The sequence below is a fragment of the Streptomyces sp. NPDC003943 genome (assembly GCF_053605265.1).
In genome coordinates this window covers 41755-55036 of record NZ_JBSGIW010000009.1, presented here as the reverse complement: position 1 = coordinate 55036, position 13282 = coordinate 41755, and the positions used below count along the sequence as shown (strand labels likewise).

The following is a 13282-nucleotide window of genomic DNA, read 5'->3' as shown; positions in this document are numbered from 1 at the left end:
GCCACGGCAGCCGGCGCCGGACGTGCTCCCTCACGCGGCCTGCAGCTTCTTCGCCGCGTCCTTCGACAGGCCGACCCGGACCAGTGCGGCGGCCAGCCTTGCCTGGTCCTTCGGAGCCACGCGCTGCCCGAGCCCGCGGGGGGTGTGCGGGAGGCCGAGGTCCTCCGCCACCGCGCACGCCCGGTCGTCGAAGTACGGGCGCAGCCGCGGCCAGACCGCCTGGACCTCCCGGCAGAAGATGTCCGCGCCGACCGGGCCGATCCGGGGGACCTCCTGGAGCAGCTCACGCAGCGTGCCCGGGTCGCCGCCGGCCTCCTCCCGCATCTCGCGGAGGTCGCCGTGCCAGCGTTCGAGCACCAGCTGCGCCCCGTCGCCGAGAGCCGTGGCGGTGCTCTCGTCGTACCGCACGTAGTGGGCCCTGCCCAGGGCGTCCACCCGGTCCTGCCAGTCGGAGCCGGCCATCGCCCTGGGAGTTCGCAGGCCGGCCCGGAACAGCTCCCGCGCGGCCTTGGTCGCCGTCTCGGCGCTGATCCGGATCGAGCACAGCACCGTGAGCACCAGGAGCTGGTACAGCGGCGCGGGCTTGTCGTGCAGCGTGATGCCGGCCTCCTCCGCGTACGTCCGGCCGTACTCGGACAGCAGCCTGGAGGTGATCGTGTCGCGTGTCATCGCCTGGGCACCTCGCCTTCGTACGCCTCGTACGCCTCGTACGCCTCGTACGCCTGGTACGCCTCGTACGCGTCCTACGCGTCGTATGCCTCTGCCGTAGCGGCTGCCCGGCGGCGTCGCCGTCACACCGGAGCGGCCGCACCGAACGTGTCGGGACGGAACCGCGGGGTAGACGTGGGTGCTGAAGAGGAGGAACGACGATGTCCGGACCGGAGACCCTGACCGAGTACCGGCGGAAACGGGACTTTCGCAAGACCCGCGAGCCCAGCGGCGGGGACGGCGCCGGGGCCGGCGCCGAGCCCGGCTTCGTGGTCCAGATCCATGACGCCAGTACCATGCACTTCGACTTCCGCCTGGAGGTCGACGGCGTGCTCAAGTCCTGGTCGATCCCCAAGGGCCCGTCCGGCGACCCGCACGACAAGCGCCTGGCGATGCCCACCGAGGACCACCCCCTGGAGTACCGCGACTTCGAGGGGACGATCGCCCACGGCGAGTACGGCGCCGGCACGGTGATCATCTGGGACGAGGGCAGCTACGAGAACCGCAGCACCGACAGACGCGGCCACGAGGTCCCGTTCGCCCAGGCGCTCGACTCCGGCCACGCCTCCTTCCGGCTGGCCGGCCACAAGCTGCGCGGCGACTGGGCGCTCACCCGGTTCCGTGCGGGCTCGGGCGGGGAGCGGGAGGCGTGGCTGCTGGTCAGGCGCGGCCACACCGCACACGGCGGCACGCCCGACCCACGGCGGGCCCGCTCGGCACGGACCGGACGCACGCTCAAGCAGGTCGCCGCGGAGGAAGGGGAGGGGGAGGCGTGAGGCGCCAGTGTGCCGGCGTCCCAGGGGGCGGGGCGAGCGCTCTCGTGCTCCGCACCGGCACCTGATCCCGCCGCTGCGGCCGCGCCGTCCCGGAACCGCGCCGGAGTGTCAATCGCCCCGCGTGCCGGGCATCTCCTCGGCCTGCTCCCAGACGGCGAGGAAGGCGATGCGCAGGCAGCTCGCCAGTGCGGGGTGCTCGATGTAGAGAGCGGTGGTGGCGTCGGTGTCGGCCACCGGATCGGGCATGTCGCACAGGACCAGTGAGGCGTCGGCGACGACGAGCTTGAGGGGGAGCTGCGGGGCGAAGCGGGACTCCTCGCCCGCCGATGCGAACCGCCGTACGTTCCCGAGCACTTCGGCGTCGCCGAGGGCGTCGTGGGTGTAGACGGCTCGGGCGGTGCCGCCGGCCCGGCGCAGTCTGCGGACGGCCTCGATGCCCTCGTTGTTGGCCGGGGGAGCGACGAAGGGCGGCTTGCAGAGGCTGAGGAGCTCTCGCGTGGCCTGTTCCTGGATGCTCGCGAACCGTGCGGCTATCGCCCGCGGGTCGCGGAGGACCTCGATGTAGTCGAGTGGGTCGGTGTGCGTCCGGCCGGCGGCCCAGACGGGGGACAGGGCCTGGGTGAGCGCGGCCGAAACCTGGTCCAGGCGTTCCAGGGACTGCCGTTGGTGCGCCATGAGCCGGGACAGGGCCAGATCGGGGGCCACCGCCGAGAATGAGGTGACCCTGCCGGGACGCGGTACGGCGAGCTGCCGTCGTACGAGGGCGTCGAGTACGTCGTAGACGCGCTGGCGGGGAACCTGCGCGGCGCGCGCCGCCTCGGCGGCGGTGTAGGACTCCCGCCGGACCAGGGTGAGGTAGACCAGCGCCTCGTAGCGGGAAAGCCCCAGGGATACCAGATCGTTGACCGCACTGTCGTCCAACTCCATGGAAAGACACGGTATACGCGGGCAACACCGAACCAGGGCCAAGCCTTTGCCGTTCGCCGGGTGTCCCCTCGGCGCGATTCTCCTTACCTTCGACGTTGGCCACCACTGCGCGTGGTGACAGCTCTCGCACCGCCGAACGCGTGCCATCAGCAACCCCGTGTCGCTTCTCCGGTCAGGCAGGCCGTGACGGACAGGCTGTGCAAGACATGTCATGTACCTGTCATTCCAAGCGCCTGCCATGCCCGGATTTCCGGCGACCCGGCAGCCGACCCCCCATGGAGGGCAGTTCCTTGCGCAACGCCCTGTCCCAGAGAGCCGCACGGCTCGGCCGTCGCGGCGCGACCGCGTTACTTTCCGCGGCGGCCCTGATATCCGGCGGCATGCTCGCCTTCGCGACCCCGTCCGCCGCCGCGGCCGGACCCGCCGCCGCCACGGGCGCCACCGCCCCGGCGGCCGCGCACACCCGGCGGCTGTGCTCCGAGCCCGCCGGGCCCGGCTCCATGGCCTGCCACGCCCTCGCCCGCACCGACGTCCAGCAGCACATCAGCCTCGCGCCGGGCCTCGTCCCCTCCGGCTACGGACCCGCGGACCTGCAGAGCGCGTACGCGCTGCCGGCCGCCGCGGGCGCCGGGGCCACGGTCGCCATCATCGACGCCTACGACGACCCGAAGGCCGAGTCCGACCTCGCCGCCTACCGCTCCCAGTACGGCCTGCCGCCCTGCACCACGGCCAACGGCTGCTTCAGCAAGGTCGACCAGAACGGCGGTACGAACTACCCGACCGCCGACTCCGGCTGGGCCGGCGAGATCTCCCTCGACGTGGACATGGTCAGCGCCGTCTGCCCGCAGTGCCACATCCTCCTCGTCGAGGCGAACCAGCCGACCATGGAGGACCTGGGCGCCGCGGTGAACCGCGCCGTGACCATGGGCGCCAAGTTCGTCTCCAACAGCTACGGCGGCGGCGAGGACTCCACCGACCCCGCCTCCGACGCCTCGTACTTCAACCACCCCGGCGTGGCCATCACCGTCAGCTCCGGCGACAGCGGCTACGGCGTCGAGTACCCGGCGGCCTCCCAGTACGTCACCGCGGTCGGCGGGACCTCCCTCAGCCGCGCCGGCGGTACGCCGCGCGGCTGGTCCGAGAGCGTCTGGGGCACCAGCTCGGGCGGCAACGGCGCCGGCTCGGGCTGCTCGGCGTACACCACCAAGCCCTCCTGGCAGACCGACACCGGCTGCGCCAAGCGCACCGTCGCCGACGTCTCCGCCGTCGCCGACCCGGCCACCGGCCTCGCGGTCTACGACAGCTACCAGGCCAGCGGCTGGAACGTCTACGGCGGCACCAGCGCCTCGGCGCCGATCGTCGCCGCCGTGTACGCGCTCGCGGGCACCCCGGCCACGGGCTCGTACCCGTCGTCGTACCCCTACGCCCACACCGCCTCGCTCAACGACGTGACCAGCGGCGCCAACGGCTCCTGCGGCAGCAGCTACCTGTGCACCGCCAAGTCCGGCTACGACGGCCCGACCGGACTCGGCACCCCGCAGGGCACCGCCGCCTTCACCGGCGGCACCACCGGCGGGAACACCGTCACCGTGACCAACCCCGGCAACCGCTCCACCACCGTCAACACCGCCACCAGCCTGCAGATCCAGGCCACCGACTCCGCGGGCGGGCAGACCCTCACCTACAGCGCCACCGGCCTCCCGCCCGGCCTGTCCATCAACAGCTCCACCGGCCTGATCAGCGGCACGCCCACCACCGCGGGCACCTACAACGTGACGGCCAGCGCCAAGGACACCACCAACGCGAGCGGCAGCACCTCGTTCACCTGGACCGTCACCCCGACCGGCGGCAGCTGCGCCCCGGTCCAGCTGCTCGGCAACCAGGGCTTCGAAAGCGGCACCGCCCCCTGGACCGCCACCGCCGGAGTGGTCGACAACAGCACCAGTGAGCCGGCGCACTCCGGGTCCTGGAAGGCGTGGCTCGACGGCTACGGCTCCAGCCACACCGACTCGCTGTCCCAGACGGTGACGATCCCGGCGGGCTGCCACGCCACCCTCACCTTCTACCTGCACATCGACACCGCCGAGACGACCACCGGCACCGCCTACGACAAGCTCGGCGTCCAGGCCAACTCGACCACCCTGGCCTCGTACTCCAACCTCAACAAGAACACCGGCTACGTACAGAAGACCTTCGACCTGTCCTCCTTCGCGGGACAGGCCGTCACGGTCAAGTTCACCGGCACCGAGGACCCCAGCCTCCAGACCTCGTTCGTGATCGACGACACGGCGCTCACCATCGGCTGACCGCGGCGACAACGAAGGCGGGTCACCGCGCGACAGCGGTGACCCGCCTGCTCACGTCCGCTGCCGGCGGGCGTCCCGGGTCGGAAGCGCGAGGTCTACCAGGACGACTTGGTCACGCCCGGCAGGAACCCGGCGTGTGCCTGCTGTCGCACCCGCACGCGAGAGAGGCCGAACTTGCGCAGGTAGCCGCGCGGGCGGCCGTCCACGCCGTCGCGGTTGCGTACGCGGGTGGCACTGGCGTCGCGCGGCTGGCGCCGCAACTCGGCGAGGGCGGCGTCCCGTTCGGCCGGTGTGGCGGACGGGCGACGGATGATCTCCTTGAGCTCGGCCCGCCGGGCGGCGTACCGCTCGACGGTCTCCTCGCGCTTCTCGTTCTTCGCGATCTTGCTCCGCCTCGCCATCAGACCTTCCCTCCCCGCGCGCGGATCCGCGCCACGGCCGCCTCGACGCCGATCGCGTCCACCGTCCTGATAGCCCTGGCGCTCAGCGTCAGGCGTACGTGACGCCCCTCGCTCGGAAGCCAGTAGCGCTTGCGCTGGACGTTCGGGTCGAAGCGGCGCGAGGCGCGCCGGTGGGAGTGGGAGACCGTGTTGCCGAATCCGGGCTTGGCGCCGGTGAGTTGGCAGTGCGCGGACATGACTGTTGCCGCCCTTCCTGGCTGACTGGGTGAGGTGCTCACGATACGGTATTGGAAATGAAAACCATTCCCATATACTGCCCGTCATGGCACGCAACGAGATCCGCCCCGTCATCAGGCTCCGCTCCACGGCGGGCACCGGCTTCACCTATGTGACGCGCAAGAACCGGCGCAACGACCCCGACCGCCTCGTGCTCCGCAAGTACGACCCCGTGGCCGGCCGCCACGTCGACTTCCGCGAAGAGCGCTGACCACCTCGACCGAGCCCGCCCACCGAAAGGTCCTGCCATGAAGCCCGGAATCCACCCCGCCCACGAGCCCGGCGTCTTCCGTGACTCCGCCTCCGGCACCGCTTTCCCCACCCGCGACTCGGCCGGCCGAGTCGAGAAGTTCCAGCGCCCCTACGGAGCCCGTTGATGAACCAGGAACACCGCCTCCCCGTCGTGATCGTCGCCGGAATGCACGCCGAGGCGCGCAAGGAGGTCGTCGAGCGGCTCCTGCGCACCGTCCCGGGGAGCGTGGCGCTGCACCACGACCTCGCCGGAGCACCCGGCGGTACGGTGCTGCGCCTCGTCCGCGACGTTTCCGGCACCCTCTCCTCCGGCGAGACGCCCCTGGTCGACGACTGCGCGTGCTGCGCGCTGCGCGAAGATCTGGTCCCGGAACTGGAGCGGCTGGCCGACGGCGGTCTGACCCGGCTCGCCGTGGTCGAGCTGTGGGAGTCGGTCGAACCGAAGGCCATGGCGGAGGTCATCGTCCGACACGGCGGTGACCGCCTGGTCCTGACGAACGTGATCACGGCCGTGGACCCCGCGCTCGTCCTGCCCTGCCTGGCCAACGGCGACGATCTCGCCGAGGCCGGCCTCGCCGCCGCACCCACCGACCAGCGGACCGTCGGCGACACCTGGGCGCGCCAGCTGGAGTACGCCCCCGTCCTCGCCGTCGTCGACAACGCCGCTGCCGACGACGAGGACCACGCCCTCCTCGCGCAGCTCCATCCCACCGCCCGGCGCGTGCCGGCCGGTTCCGGCGCACTCGTCGAAGCCGCGTTCGCCGGCTTCGACGCCGAGGCCGCGGCAGCCGCCCAGCACCCCGCCTGCGCGCGGCTTCCCCAGGACGCCGACGAGGCCGGCGTCACCACCTACGTCTGGCGCCGCCACCGGCCGTTCCACCCCGAGCGCCTCTACCAGGCGCTCGAAAACCTCTGTTGTGCGGCCGTCCGCAGCCGTGGGCGGTTCTGGCTCGCCGACCGCCCGGACACCCTGCTGGCCTGGGACGCGGCGGGCGGCGCGCTGAGCGTGGAGAACGCCGGTCCATGGCTGGCGTCGCTGCCCGACGCCGCCTGGGAGTTGGTCCCGCCGACGCGCCGCGCGGCGGCCGCGCTCGACTGGCACCCCGAGCACGGCGACCGCTGCCAGCACCTCGTCTTCACCTCACCCGGCCTCGACCGCGACGGGCTCGAACGACTCCTCGACTCCTGCCTCCTGACGGACGCCGAGTACCGGGCGGGGCGCGCGGCCTGGAAGCACCTGCCCGCCGCGTTCGACTCGCTGCTCGACGCCGCCTGACCCGTACGACCCCACGGCAGCGCCCGGTGCGGAACGTTCCGCGCCCCCAGGCACTTCTCGACGCCGCCCGAAGCGCGTGCTAGGAGAGCACCCATCGGGGCGGATGCCCGGGGTCCGCCGGACAGATGAACACGTGCAGGTCCCGGTCCCGGCCGAAGCGGAGCCGAGTGGGCCGGGCGACGGACCGACCACCCCGGACCGACGCCAACCCCCGCAGTGACGGCTCGCGGTCCTCCAGCGGCACCCAGCTGTGCGAGCCGCCGTCCATCTCCTCGCCGGCGGCGGTCAACAGCAGCCGCGCCGGTGTCGCGCAGGACTCGCAGTCGACGACCATCGGGCCCGTCGACGCCCAGCTGGGGAAGCCGCCGACCCGCCAGCCGGGCGGAATCGACAGGTCGCCCTGGTAGCTGTGGGCGCCGGGGCCGTGTTCCGCCACCTGGGCGTCGTCCCAGGCGTCGATGCGGGCGATCAACGGGGCGGGCAGCGTGTCGTCCTCCGCCCAGGGATAGGTGACCACCTCTTCGGGATGCAGGACACACGGCTCGGGAAGGTCGTACTCCCGTCGCAGCAGCGGCACTTCGGGCGGGGTGGCGAGGAAACCCTCCGCGCGCTCCGTCTCCGCCACCCGTCGCCACCGCAGGTGGTACCGGCGCTCCCGGTACGGACCGTGCGCGAACGGGCAGCGGAAGAGCTGCACCAGATCCGCACCGCCGGGCCCGGCGGCCAGACCCGGGATGTCCCGCCGGAAGAACTGGGCAAGCCCCGCGAACGGCACGGGCCCGTCCTCCCCGGGCGCGCCGGCACCGGGCCAGGGCCTGCTCGACGGCCACTCGCCCGCAGCCCGGGCGCTGCGGACGTCGTCCGGCGCGTACCCCTCGGACTCGCGCGGGTGCGGCTCCCGGCAGACCGGCCAGGGTTCGTCGTCCGGCCACAGCATCGGCCCACCGACATGGCTGTCACGCATGCCGGGCCGCCCCGGCCTGGGGTGCAGCCGCGTGGTCCGGCCCCGATGGGCGGCCAGGTCCGGGAAGACGGCTTCCACGGGCACGGGTCTGGCCGGCGTGGTCCTGCTCATGCGCGGACCGTACGCGGCCGGACGGACACCACGCGAACGGATTGCCGGAAGCCCTCCGGCGCGCGCCGGACGAGCCGGGTCAGGACAGAGTGCTGACGACCTTGCGGACCTCGCTCGCCACGGACGCGGGCAGCGGTGCGTAGTGGTAGGCGTCCAGCTCGGCCTGGCCCTCCTCGCTCGCGGTGTACGTGAGGAAGGACTTGAGCGCGGGCAGCCCGTCCGGCTGATTGCCCGTGTCGCAGACGATCTCGTACGTCACGAGCACGATCGGGTACGCGCCCTCGGCCTTGGTCCGGTAGTCGAGTTTCAGCGTGAGGTCCTTGTCCTCGCCGGTGATCTCGGCCTGGGCGATGCCCAGCGAGGCGCTCCGGGGGGTCGGTGGGACCGGTTCGGCGGCACCCGTGGCGATGCGCACCGTCGCGATCTTCCGTTCCACGGCGAAGGACAGCTCGAAGTAGCCGATCGTGCCCTCGGTCTGGGTCACCGCACGCGAGACCGCGTCCGAACCACTGGCCGACTCACCGCCCTGGGCCTGCCACTTCTTCTCGGCCGGGTACGGCCAGTGCTTCCGGGCCGCGCCCCTGAGGTAGGCGTTGAGGTTCTGCGTGGTACCGGAGTCGTCCGCGCGGTGCAGCGGGATCACGTTGATGTCCGGCAGTGTCGTACCGGGGTTGAGGCGCTGGATCGCGGGGTCGTTCCACCTGGTGATCCGCGCGTCGAAGATCTTGGCGAGGGTCGGCGCGTCCAGGACGAGATCGTCGACGCCGGGCACGTTGTAGCCGATGGCGACGGGGCCGCCGGCCATGGGCAGATCGATGGCCCGTCCCCCGGGGCACACGTCCTTGGTGGAATCGACGTCCTCCGGGCTCAGTGCCTGGTCCGTGCCGCCGAAAGTGGTCGCGCCGCGCTGGAACTGGGCGACGCCCGCCCCCGATCCGAGCGGGTTGTAGGCGACCTGAACGTTTTTGCAGGCGAGCTGGTACTGCCGGATCCAGCGCTCCATCGCGTTCTGCTGGGCCGACGAACCCGACCCGCGCACCTGCCCGGACGAGGCGCACTCGACGTGTGGCGCGGCCTCCGTCGACTGCGGTCTGTCCGCGCCGTCGGAGCCGCCCGCGCAGCCGGCGAGCAGCGCGCCGCCCAGCGCCACCGCGGTGGCTCCTCTCCATCGGCCGGACCGTCCCGAACGCCGGAAACGCACCGTGATCCTCCTTGGGTGTACCTGGATGTCGTATAGACGATCACCGATGTTCCGGATGTCGAGTGGCGGGAAGGTGAACAGCAGGCGTCACCAGGCCGGCTTCCAGGTGAGCGGGGACCCTGTTCGGCCGCGCAGGGCTCCCGCAGCCCTGGCGGCGGGCACGATTCCGGCAGCGTGCGCCGTCGCGGCGATCGGTCGTGACCGCCGAACGAGCCGCTACGGAATGCGTCTGATGTGTCACGCTACGGACCGATGCGTCCCGCTGGTCCGGGTCCTCGGCTCCGCCGTCAGCATGGGCAAGAACCGCCCTGGCCGGCAAGACCCCGCTCGGCCTCGGCATCCGAGTTCGGCAGAGCGTCGCCCCTCATGCTCCTCCCGCTGCCACGTGGGCGGAAGCACGGGCTGCATCTAGCCTTGAAGGAGGAGCAGCTCTCGGCCGTGCGGGTGACGGCGGAGCCGGGCCAAGGCACGGAACGGAACGCCTCCCCAGCACGCGAGCGTCCCGTACAGGAGGGAACGGCGATGCACGAGCACAAGGTCGGCACGCAGGAGGAGTTCGAGGCAGCCCGAGCGGAGCTGCTCGTGAAGGAGAAGGAACTCACGCGGCGCGGCGACGAGCTCGCGCGGCAGCGGAGGGACCTTCCCTGGGTGCGGGTCGAGAAGGACTACCGATTCGAGACCCAGGGCGGGAGCAGGTCGCTCGCGGACCTCTTCGCGGGGCGCTCACAGCTCCTCGTCTACCACTTCATGTTCGGGCCGCCGTACGAGGCCGGATGCCCGGTGTGCTCGTCGATAGCGGACACCCTCGATCCCAACGCGGTTCACCTCAAGGCTCGCGACGTGACGCTGATCTGCTCCTCGCGGGCGCCGGTCGACAAGCTCCTCGCCTACCGGGAGCGGATGGGCTGGAGCTTCGACTGGGTCTGCGCGGGCGGCGGTGACTTCCACCGCGACCTCGGCTTCCAGCACACGGAGGAGGAGCTGAGACCGTTCCTCCAGGGCGAGATTCCTGCGACCGTGAGTCAGATGGCCGAGGCGTGCGGCACGGACGTGCTCGGCTACGTCACCGAGGGCCCCGGACTGAGCTGCTACGCACTGTCGGAGGGCACGGTCTACCGGACGTACGTCTCCACCGCCCGCGGCCTGGAGCCCGCCATGGCCTACTACGGTCTCCTCGACCGCACCCCGCTGGGCCGACACGAGGAGGGCGAGGAGACCCACTGGCTGCGCCGCCACGACGAGTACGAGAAGACCTGAGAGCCCGGCGTGCCGTGCGGCTGGGCCGTGGTGGCCGCAGCCGCGCGAAGCCGGGACCCCGCCCGCGTACGCGGGCTCGGCGGTACCGGCCCTCGCGCCGACGCCGTGTCATCTCGGTCCATGAGTCTGCAGGAACAGGACCGGGCCACCGTCCAGCCGCCCGGTTGCGTCCAGGTCGAGCAGGGCCGCGAGCGCCTTGGCGGTGTACGTGCGCTCCAGGGCCAGGCCGGCTTGTGCCGAGGCGCGGGCGAGAGCCTGATCGCCGACGGAGGTGGGGTGCGCATAGCCGCTCCCCAGCCAGGCCGTCTCGATGCGGATCGTGTCGGGGACCGGCACGGCGTCGCCGGCCAGTTCGGCGCCCCGGGCCCGGAGCAGAGCCGCTGAGCGGCGGGCCAGCCCGAGGAGAGCGCCGGAATCCAGCCGCAGGGTGTCGTTGACCACGACGCCGAGGACGCGGGTGCGCAGCCCTGCGAGCCGCAGTCCGAGCGCCAGCCCGGCCGCCGTACCGCCGGACCCGACGGCGGTGACCAGCCACGCCGGCTCCGGCAGCTCCCCGGCCTCGACCTGTGCGCCCAGCTCCAGGGCGATCTCGGCGGCACCGAGCGTGCCGAGCGGCGAGGAGCCGCCCGCTGGGAGGTAGTACGGCAGAGTGCGGCCGTGGGCGTGTCGGGCGAAGAGCCAGGGCGCCGCCAGGAGCAGCCTGTTCTTGGTGCGCAGGAAGTGCAGCGTCGCGCCGGAGGCGCGCAGCCGCTCCAGCTGGGCCCGCACGTGCTCGTCGACCGGGTGGTCGATGAGCCCCAGGGCCACCGCCATCCCCTGCTCCCGCGCGTAACGGGCGGTTGCGAGGCCCCAGTTGGTACCGAGGCCGCCGACCGTGAGGATGGTCCTCGCGCCGCGCCGCCGGGCCTCCGGCAGCAGCCACTCCAGCTTGCGGACCTTGTTGCCGCCCCAGCCGCCGTCGCCGTATCCGCCCTCGTCCTTGATCCACAGCTCGGCCCGGGTGCCCAGCTCCGGCAGCGGCCGAACCGGCGTGGGTGCCTCGCCGAGCCGGAGGAAGGGAAGCGAGGCGGCCAGTTCGGGACAGCGCCGGTGCAGCAGCGGAGGTCGCATGAGGGAAACGGTAGAGCACCGGGCCGCGCGCTCCGAGGAAGGTGCGGGCAGCCCTCTGCGGAGGACCGGCCCGGGGAGGAACGGCCTGGGGAGGAGCGGCCGGGGGTACTAGGGGTTGCTCCACCCGGCTGTGCCGGAGTACGAGTCGAGCAGGTCCACCACGAAGACCAGCGTCGAGCCCGCCGGGATCAACGGTGAGGGTGACTGCTTGCCGTAGCCGAGGCGCGGGGGAACGATGATCTCGCGTCGGCCGCCGACCCTCATTCCCCTCATCCCGCGGTCCATGCCCTTGATCACCCTGCCACTGCCCAGGGCGAACTTGAACGGCTCGCCCCGGTCCCAGGAGGCATCGAACTCCTTACCGGACCCGAAGGTCACCCCGACATAGTGGACCCTGACCACCATGCCCGCCTTGACCTCGGCCCCGTCCCCGACGATCAGGTCCCGGACGGTCAGCTCGGTAGGGGCGTCACCCTGCGGAGCGTCGACCTCGGGCTTCGTCCGTTCACCCATGTGCTGCCCTCATCACTCTCCGCCGGAAGCCGCCGCACGGACCTGTCGGACACATGGAAACCGCGCGCGGCACTCACCTGGTTGTACCGGGAACCTATCAGCGGCGCTGGACCAGGTCGCTGACCTGGTGCTCGCCGGCCGGTCCGGCCCCGCAGGCGGCCCAGTCGGTCCGCGGGCAATTGGCCCGCGCCATCGGTCAACTGCGCACTACCGTAGGCGCAATGACAACACGATCTACGTCGGCCGAGCAGCCCATGTCCGTGGCCCTGTCCGAGGCACCGACGCGCCAGGCCCGTAACTCCGCCGCCTTCTGGACCGCGACCGGCCGATCCCGGGGGCATGAGGTCATCCGGCGCCGCGGATTCGTCGCGGTCGACGGCGACGTGCGCGCCGGCCTGCGGATCCTGATCCAGGAGCCGGTCCTCGACCCGGACGAACTGACCGAGATCGACGAGCTGGTACGCCGGGCCGCGGGTCCGGTGAACGCCGAGGACCCGTTCAGCTCGACCGACCTGAGCCACCTGGGCATGCGCAACTGGCAGATGCCGGTCATGCTGCGCCCGCCCGGGCCCGTCGGCGAACCGGCGCTGGACGTGTTCCGGGTACGGCGCCCCGAGGACCTCCGGGCGGCCGAGCGGATCGTGATCGAGGGCTTCGAGCTGGCCGGATTCCAGCCCTACCGCCCCGGCGAGCTGTTCCCGGCGGCGCTGATCGAGCAGCCGGGCGTGGACGTGTTCGTCGCCACGTGCGACGGCGAGCCCGCCGGAGCCGCTGTCAGCGTCGTGGACGACGGCGTCGGCAGCCACTACTGGGTCGGCACTTCGCCTGCTTTCCGGTCGCGCGGCGTGGGACGCGCCGTCATGCTCGGCTCCCTCGCCCACCTGGCGGACCTGCCGCTGACGCTCACCTCTTCGAAGCTGGGCAGGCCGCTGTACGAGTCGCTGGGCTACACCGCCGCGGCACCCTCGACCTGGTGGGCCTCCCAGTGACACCGCAGCGATAAAGCCCGCCGCCTTCGGAACGACGGGACAACGACGAGGGCCCAGGCCGCCGGCCTGGGCCGCTCGTCCAGTGGCACGGCCGCCCGCCGGGCGTCAGACGGCGCCGGGCACGCTGTGTCGGCGGTCCGTTCAGGCCACTGACGCGGCGGACCACTCGACGAGTGGTGGCCGGACCTGGGCGCACAGGGGTCGGCCGCAGCGCC

General features: G+C 72.3%; 15 protein-coding genes. 7 read left to right on the top strand and 8 right to left on the bottom strand.

Annotation, left to right across the window (positions count from 1 at the left end; all coding sequences use genetic code 11):
* Positions 1-30: 30 nt before the first annotated feature.
* Positions 31-669, bottom strand: coding sequence for an endonuclease (locus ACWEV0_RS06085; protein ID WP_453146884.1), 639 nt, complete (start codon positions 667-669; stop codon positions 31-33).
* A gap of 200 nt (positions 670-869) precedes the next feature.
* On the opposite strand from ACWEV0_RS06085, the gene ACWEV0_RS06080 reads away from it, so the two are divergent.
* Complete coding sequence (locus tag ACWEV0_RS06080; protein WP_453146882.1) at positions 870-1484, top strand: DNA polymerase ligase N-terminal domain-containing protein; 615 nt, start codon at positions 870-872, stop codon at positions 1482-1484.
* Between the two features lie 108 nt (positions 1485-1592).
* Here ACWEV0_RS06080 and ACWEV0_RS06075 read toward each other — a convergent pair whose 3' ends face one another.
* Positions 1593-2411, bottom strand: a complete 819-nt coding sequence (locus tag ACWEV0_RS06075; protein ID WP_453146880.1) for a TrmB family transcriptional regulator — start codon at positions 2409-2411, stop codon at positions 1593-1595.
* 275 nt (positions 2412-2686) lie between these two features.
* Between ACWEV0_RS06075 and ACWEV0_RS06070 the strand changes: the two genes are divergently transcribed.
* Positions 2687-4717: a putative Ig domain-containing protein gene (locus tag ACWEV0_RS06070; RefSeq protein ID WP_453146878.1), complete on the top strand. Its 2031-nt coding sequence runs from the start codon at positions 2687-2689 to the stop codon at positions 4715-4717.
* 95 nt (positions 4718-4812) lie between these two features.
* Here the strand turns inward: ACWEV0_RS06070 and rpsN are convergent, their stop codons facing one another.
* Both rpsN and rpmB read right to left on the bottom strand, forming a co-directional pair.
* Positions 4813-5118: a 30S ribosomal protein S14 gene (rpsN, locus tag ACWEV0_RS06065; protein ID WP_453146876.1), complete on the bottom strand. Its 306-nt coding sequence runs from the start codon at positions 5116-5118 to the stop codon at positions 4813-4815.
* Complete coding sequence (gene rpmB / locus ACWEV0_RS06060) at positions 5118-5354, bottom strand: 50S ribosomal protein L28 (RefSeq protein WP_453146874.1); 237 nt, start codon at positions 5352-5354, stop codon at positions 5118-5120. Before rpmB ends, rpsN begins: the two co-directional genes overlap by 1 nt.
* 86 nt (positions 5355-5440) lie before the next feature.
* On the opposite strand from rpmB, the gene rpmG reads away from it, so the two are divergent.
* Genes rpmG through ACWEV0_RS06045 form a run of 3 tightly spaced genes read left to right on the top strand, consistent with a single transcriptional unit; the run spans position 5441 to position 6922 of the window.
* Positions 5441-5605 carry a 50S ribosomal protein L33 gene (gene rpmG, locus ACWEV0_RS06055; protein WP_362529086.1) on the top strand — a complete coding sequence of 55 codons (165 nt, stop codon included), beginning with the start codon at positions 5441-5443 and terminating at the stop codon, positions 5603-5605.
* A gap of 37 nt (positions 5606-5642) precedes the next feature.
* Positions 5643-5771: a hypothetical protein gene (locus ACWEV0_RS06050; RefSeq protein WP_453146872.1), complete on the top strand. Its 129-nt coding sequence runs from the start codon at positions 5643-5645 to the stop codon at positions 5769-5771.
* Positions 5771-6922 carry a CobW family GTP-binding protein gene (locus tag ACWEV0_RS06045; RefSeq protein WP_453146871.1) on the top strand — a complete coding sequence of 384 codons (1152 nt, stop codon included), beginning with the start codon at positions 5771-5773 and terminating at the stop codon, positions 6920-6922. The genes ACWEV0_RS06050 and ACWEV0_RS06045 overlap by 1 nt, the downstream gene beginning before the upstream one ends.
* A gap of 79 nt (positions 6923-7001) precedes the next feature.
* On the opposite strand, the gene ACWEV0_RS06040 is transcribed toward ACWEV0_RS06045, so the two are convergent.
* Positions 7002-7997 (bottom strand): hypothetical protein, encoded by a 996-nt coding sequence (locus ACWEV0_RS06040; RefSeq protein WP_453146870.1) that lies wholly within the window; start codon positions 7995-7997, stop codon positions 7002-7004.
* 79 nt (positions 7998-8076) lie between these two features.
* Entirely contained in the window at positions 8077-9147 is a 1071-nt protein-coding gene (gene pstS / locus ACWEV0_RS06035) for a phosphate ABC transporter substrate-binding protein PstS (RefSeq protein ID WP_453146869.1), read from the bottom strand.
* A 573-nt stretch (positions 9148-9720) separates the two neighbouring features.
* Here pstS and ACWEV0_RS06030 point away from each other — a divergent pair.
* On the top strand, positions 9721-10455 hold the full coding sequence (locus tag ACWEV0_RS06030; RefSeq protein ID WP_453146868.1) for a DUF899 domain-containing protein: 735 nt from the start codon (positions 9721-9723) through the stop codon (positions 10453-10455).
* 108 nt (positions 10456-10563) lie between these two features.
* Here ACWEV0_RS06030 and ACWEV0_RS06025 read toward each other — a convergent pair whose 3' ends face one another.
* Together ACWEV0_RS06025 and ACWEV0_RS06020 are read right to left on the bottom strand one after the other, a co-directional pair.
* Positions 10564-11565: a 1-aminocyclopropane-1-carboxylate deaminase/D-cysteine desulfhydrase gene (locus ACWEV0_RS06025; RefSeq protein ID WP_453146867.1), complete on the bottom strand. Its 1002-nt coding sequence runs from the start codon at positions 11563-11565 to the stop codon at positions 10564-10566.
* 108 nt (positions 11566-11673) lie between these two features.
* Positions 11674-12078, bottom strand: a complete 405-nt coding sequence (locus tag ACWEV0_RS06020; RefSeq protein ID WP_453146865.1) for an FKBP-type peptidyl-prolyl cis-trans isomerase — start codon at positions 12076-12078, stop codon at positions 11674-11676.
* A 221-nt stretch (positions 12079-12299) separates the two neighbouring features.
* On the opposite strand from ACWEV0_RS06020, the gene ACWEV0_RS06015 reads away from it, so the two are divergent.
* Positions 12300-13067: a GNAT family N-acetyltransferase gene (locus ACWEV0_RS06015; RefSeq protein ID WP_453146863.1), complete on the top strand. Its 768-nt coding sequence runs from the start codon at positions 12300-12302 to the stop codon at positions 13065-13067.
* Positions 13068-13282: the final 215 nt, after the last annotated feature.

What these genes read in the sequence shown, in the direction of transcription:
- ACWEV0_RS06070 (WP_453146878.1), top strand. Translation starts at nt 2,687, where the DNA reads ATGGAGGGCAGTTCCTTGCGCAACGCCCTGTCCCAGAGAGCCGCACGG.
- ACWEV0_RS06030 (WP_453146868.1), top strand. Translation starts at nt 9,721, where the DNA reads ATGCACGAGCACAAGGTCGGCACGCAGGAGGAGTTCGAGGCAGCCCGA.
- ACWEV0_RS06020 (WP_453146865.1), bottom strand. Translation starts at nt 12,078, where the DNA reads ATGGGTGAACGGACGAAGCCCGAGGTCGACGCTCCGCAGGGTGACGCC.
- ACWEV0_RS06045 (WP_453146871.1), top strand. Translation starts at nt 5,771, where the DNA reads ATGAACCAGGAACACCGCCTCCCCGTCGTGATCGTCGCCGGAATGCAC.
- ACWEV0_RS06080 (WP_453146882.1), top strand. Translation starts at nt 870, where the DNA reads ATGTCCGGACCGGAGACCCTGACCGAGTACCGGCGGAAACGGGACTTT.
- rpsN (WP_453146876.1), bottom strand. Translation starts at nt 5,118, where the DNA reads ATGGCGAGGCGGAGCAAGATCGCGAAGAACGAGAAGCGCGAGGAGACC.
- ACWEV0_RS06050 (WP_453146872.1), top strand. Translation starts at nt 5,643, where the DNA reads ATGAAGCCCGGAATCCACCCCGCCCACGAGCCCGGCGTCTTCCGTGAC.
- ACWEV0_RS06015 (WP_453146863.1), top strand. Translation starts at nt 12,300, where the DNA reads ATGACAACACGATCTACGTCGGCCGAGCAGCCCATGTCCGTGGCCCTG.
- ACWEV0_RS06040 (WP_453146870.1), bottom strand. Translation starts at nt 7,997, where the DNA reads ATGAGCAGGACCACGCCGGCCAGACCCGTGCCCGTGGAAGCCGTCTTC.
- ACWEV0_RS06085 (WP_453146884.1), bottom strand. Translation starts at nt 669, where the DNA reads ATGACACGCGACACGATCACCTCCAGGCTGCTGTCCGAGTACGGCCGG.
- rpmB (WP_453146874.1), bottom strand. Translation starts at nt 5,354, where the DNA reads ATGTCCGCGCACTGCCAACTCACCGGCGCCAAGCCCGGATTCGGCAAC.
- ACWEV0_RS06075 (WP_453146880.1), bottom strand. Translation starts at nt 2,411, where the DNA reads ATGGAGTTGGACGACAGTGCGGTCAACGATCTGGTATCCCTGGGGCTT.
- ACWEV0_RS06025 (WP_453146867.1), bottom strand. Translation starts at nt 11,565, where the DNA reads ATGCGACCTCCGCTGCTGCACCGGCGCTGTCCCGAACTGGCCGCCTCG.
- rpmG (WP_362529086.1), top strand. Translation starts at nt 5,441, where the DNA reads ATGGCACGCAACGAGATCCGCCCCGTCATCAGGCTCCGCTCCACGGCG.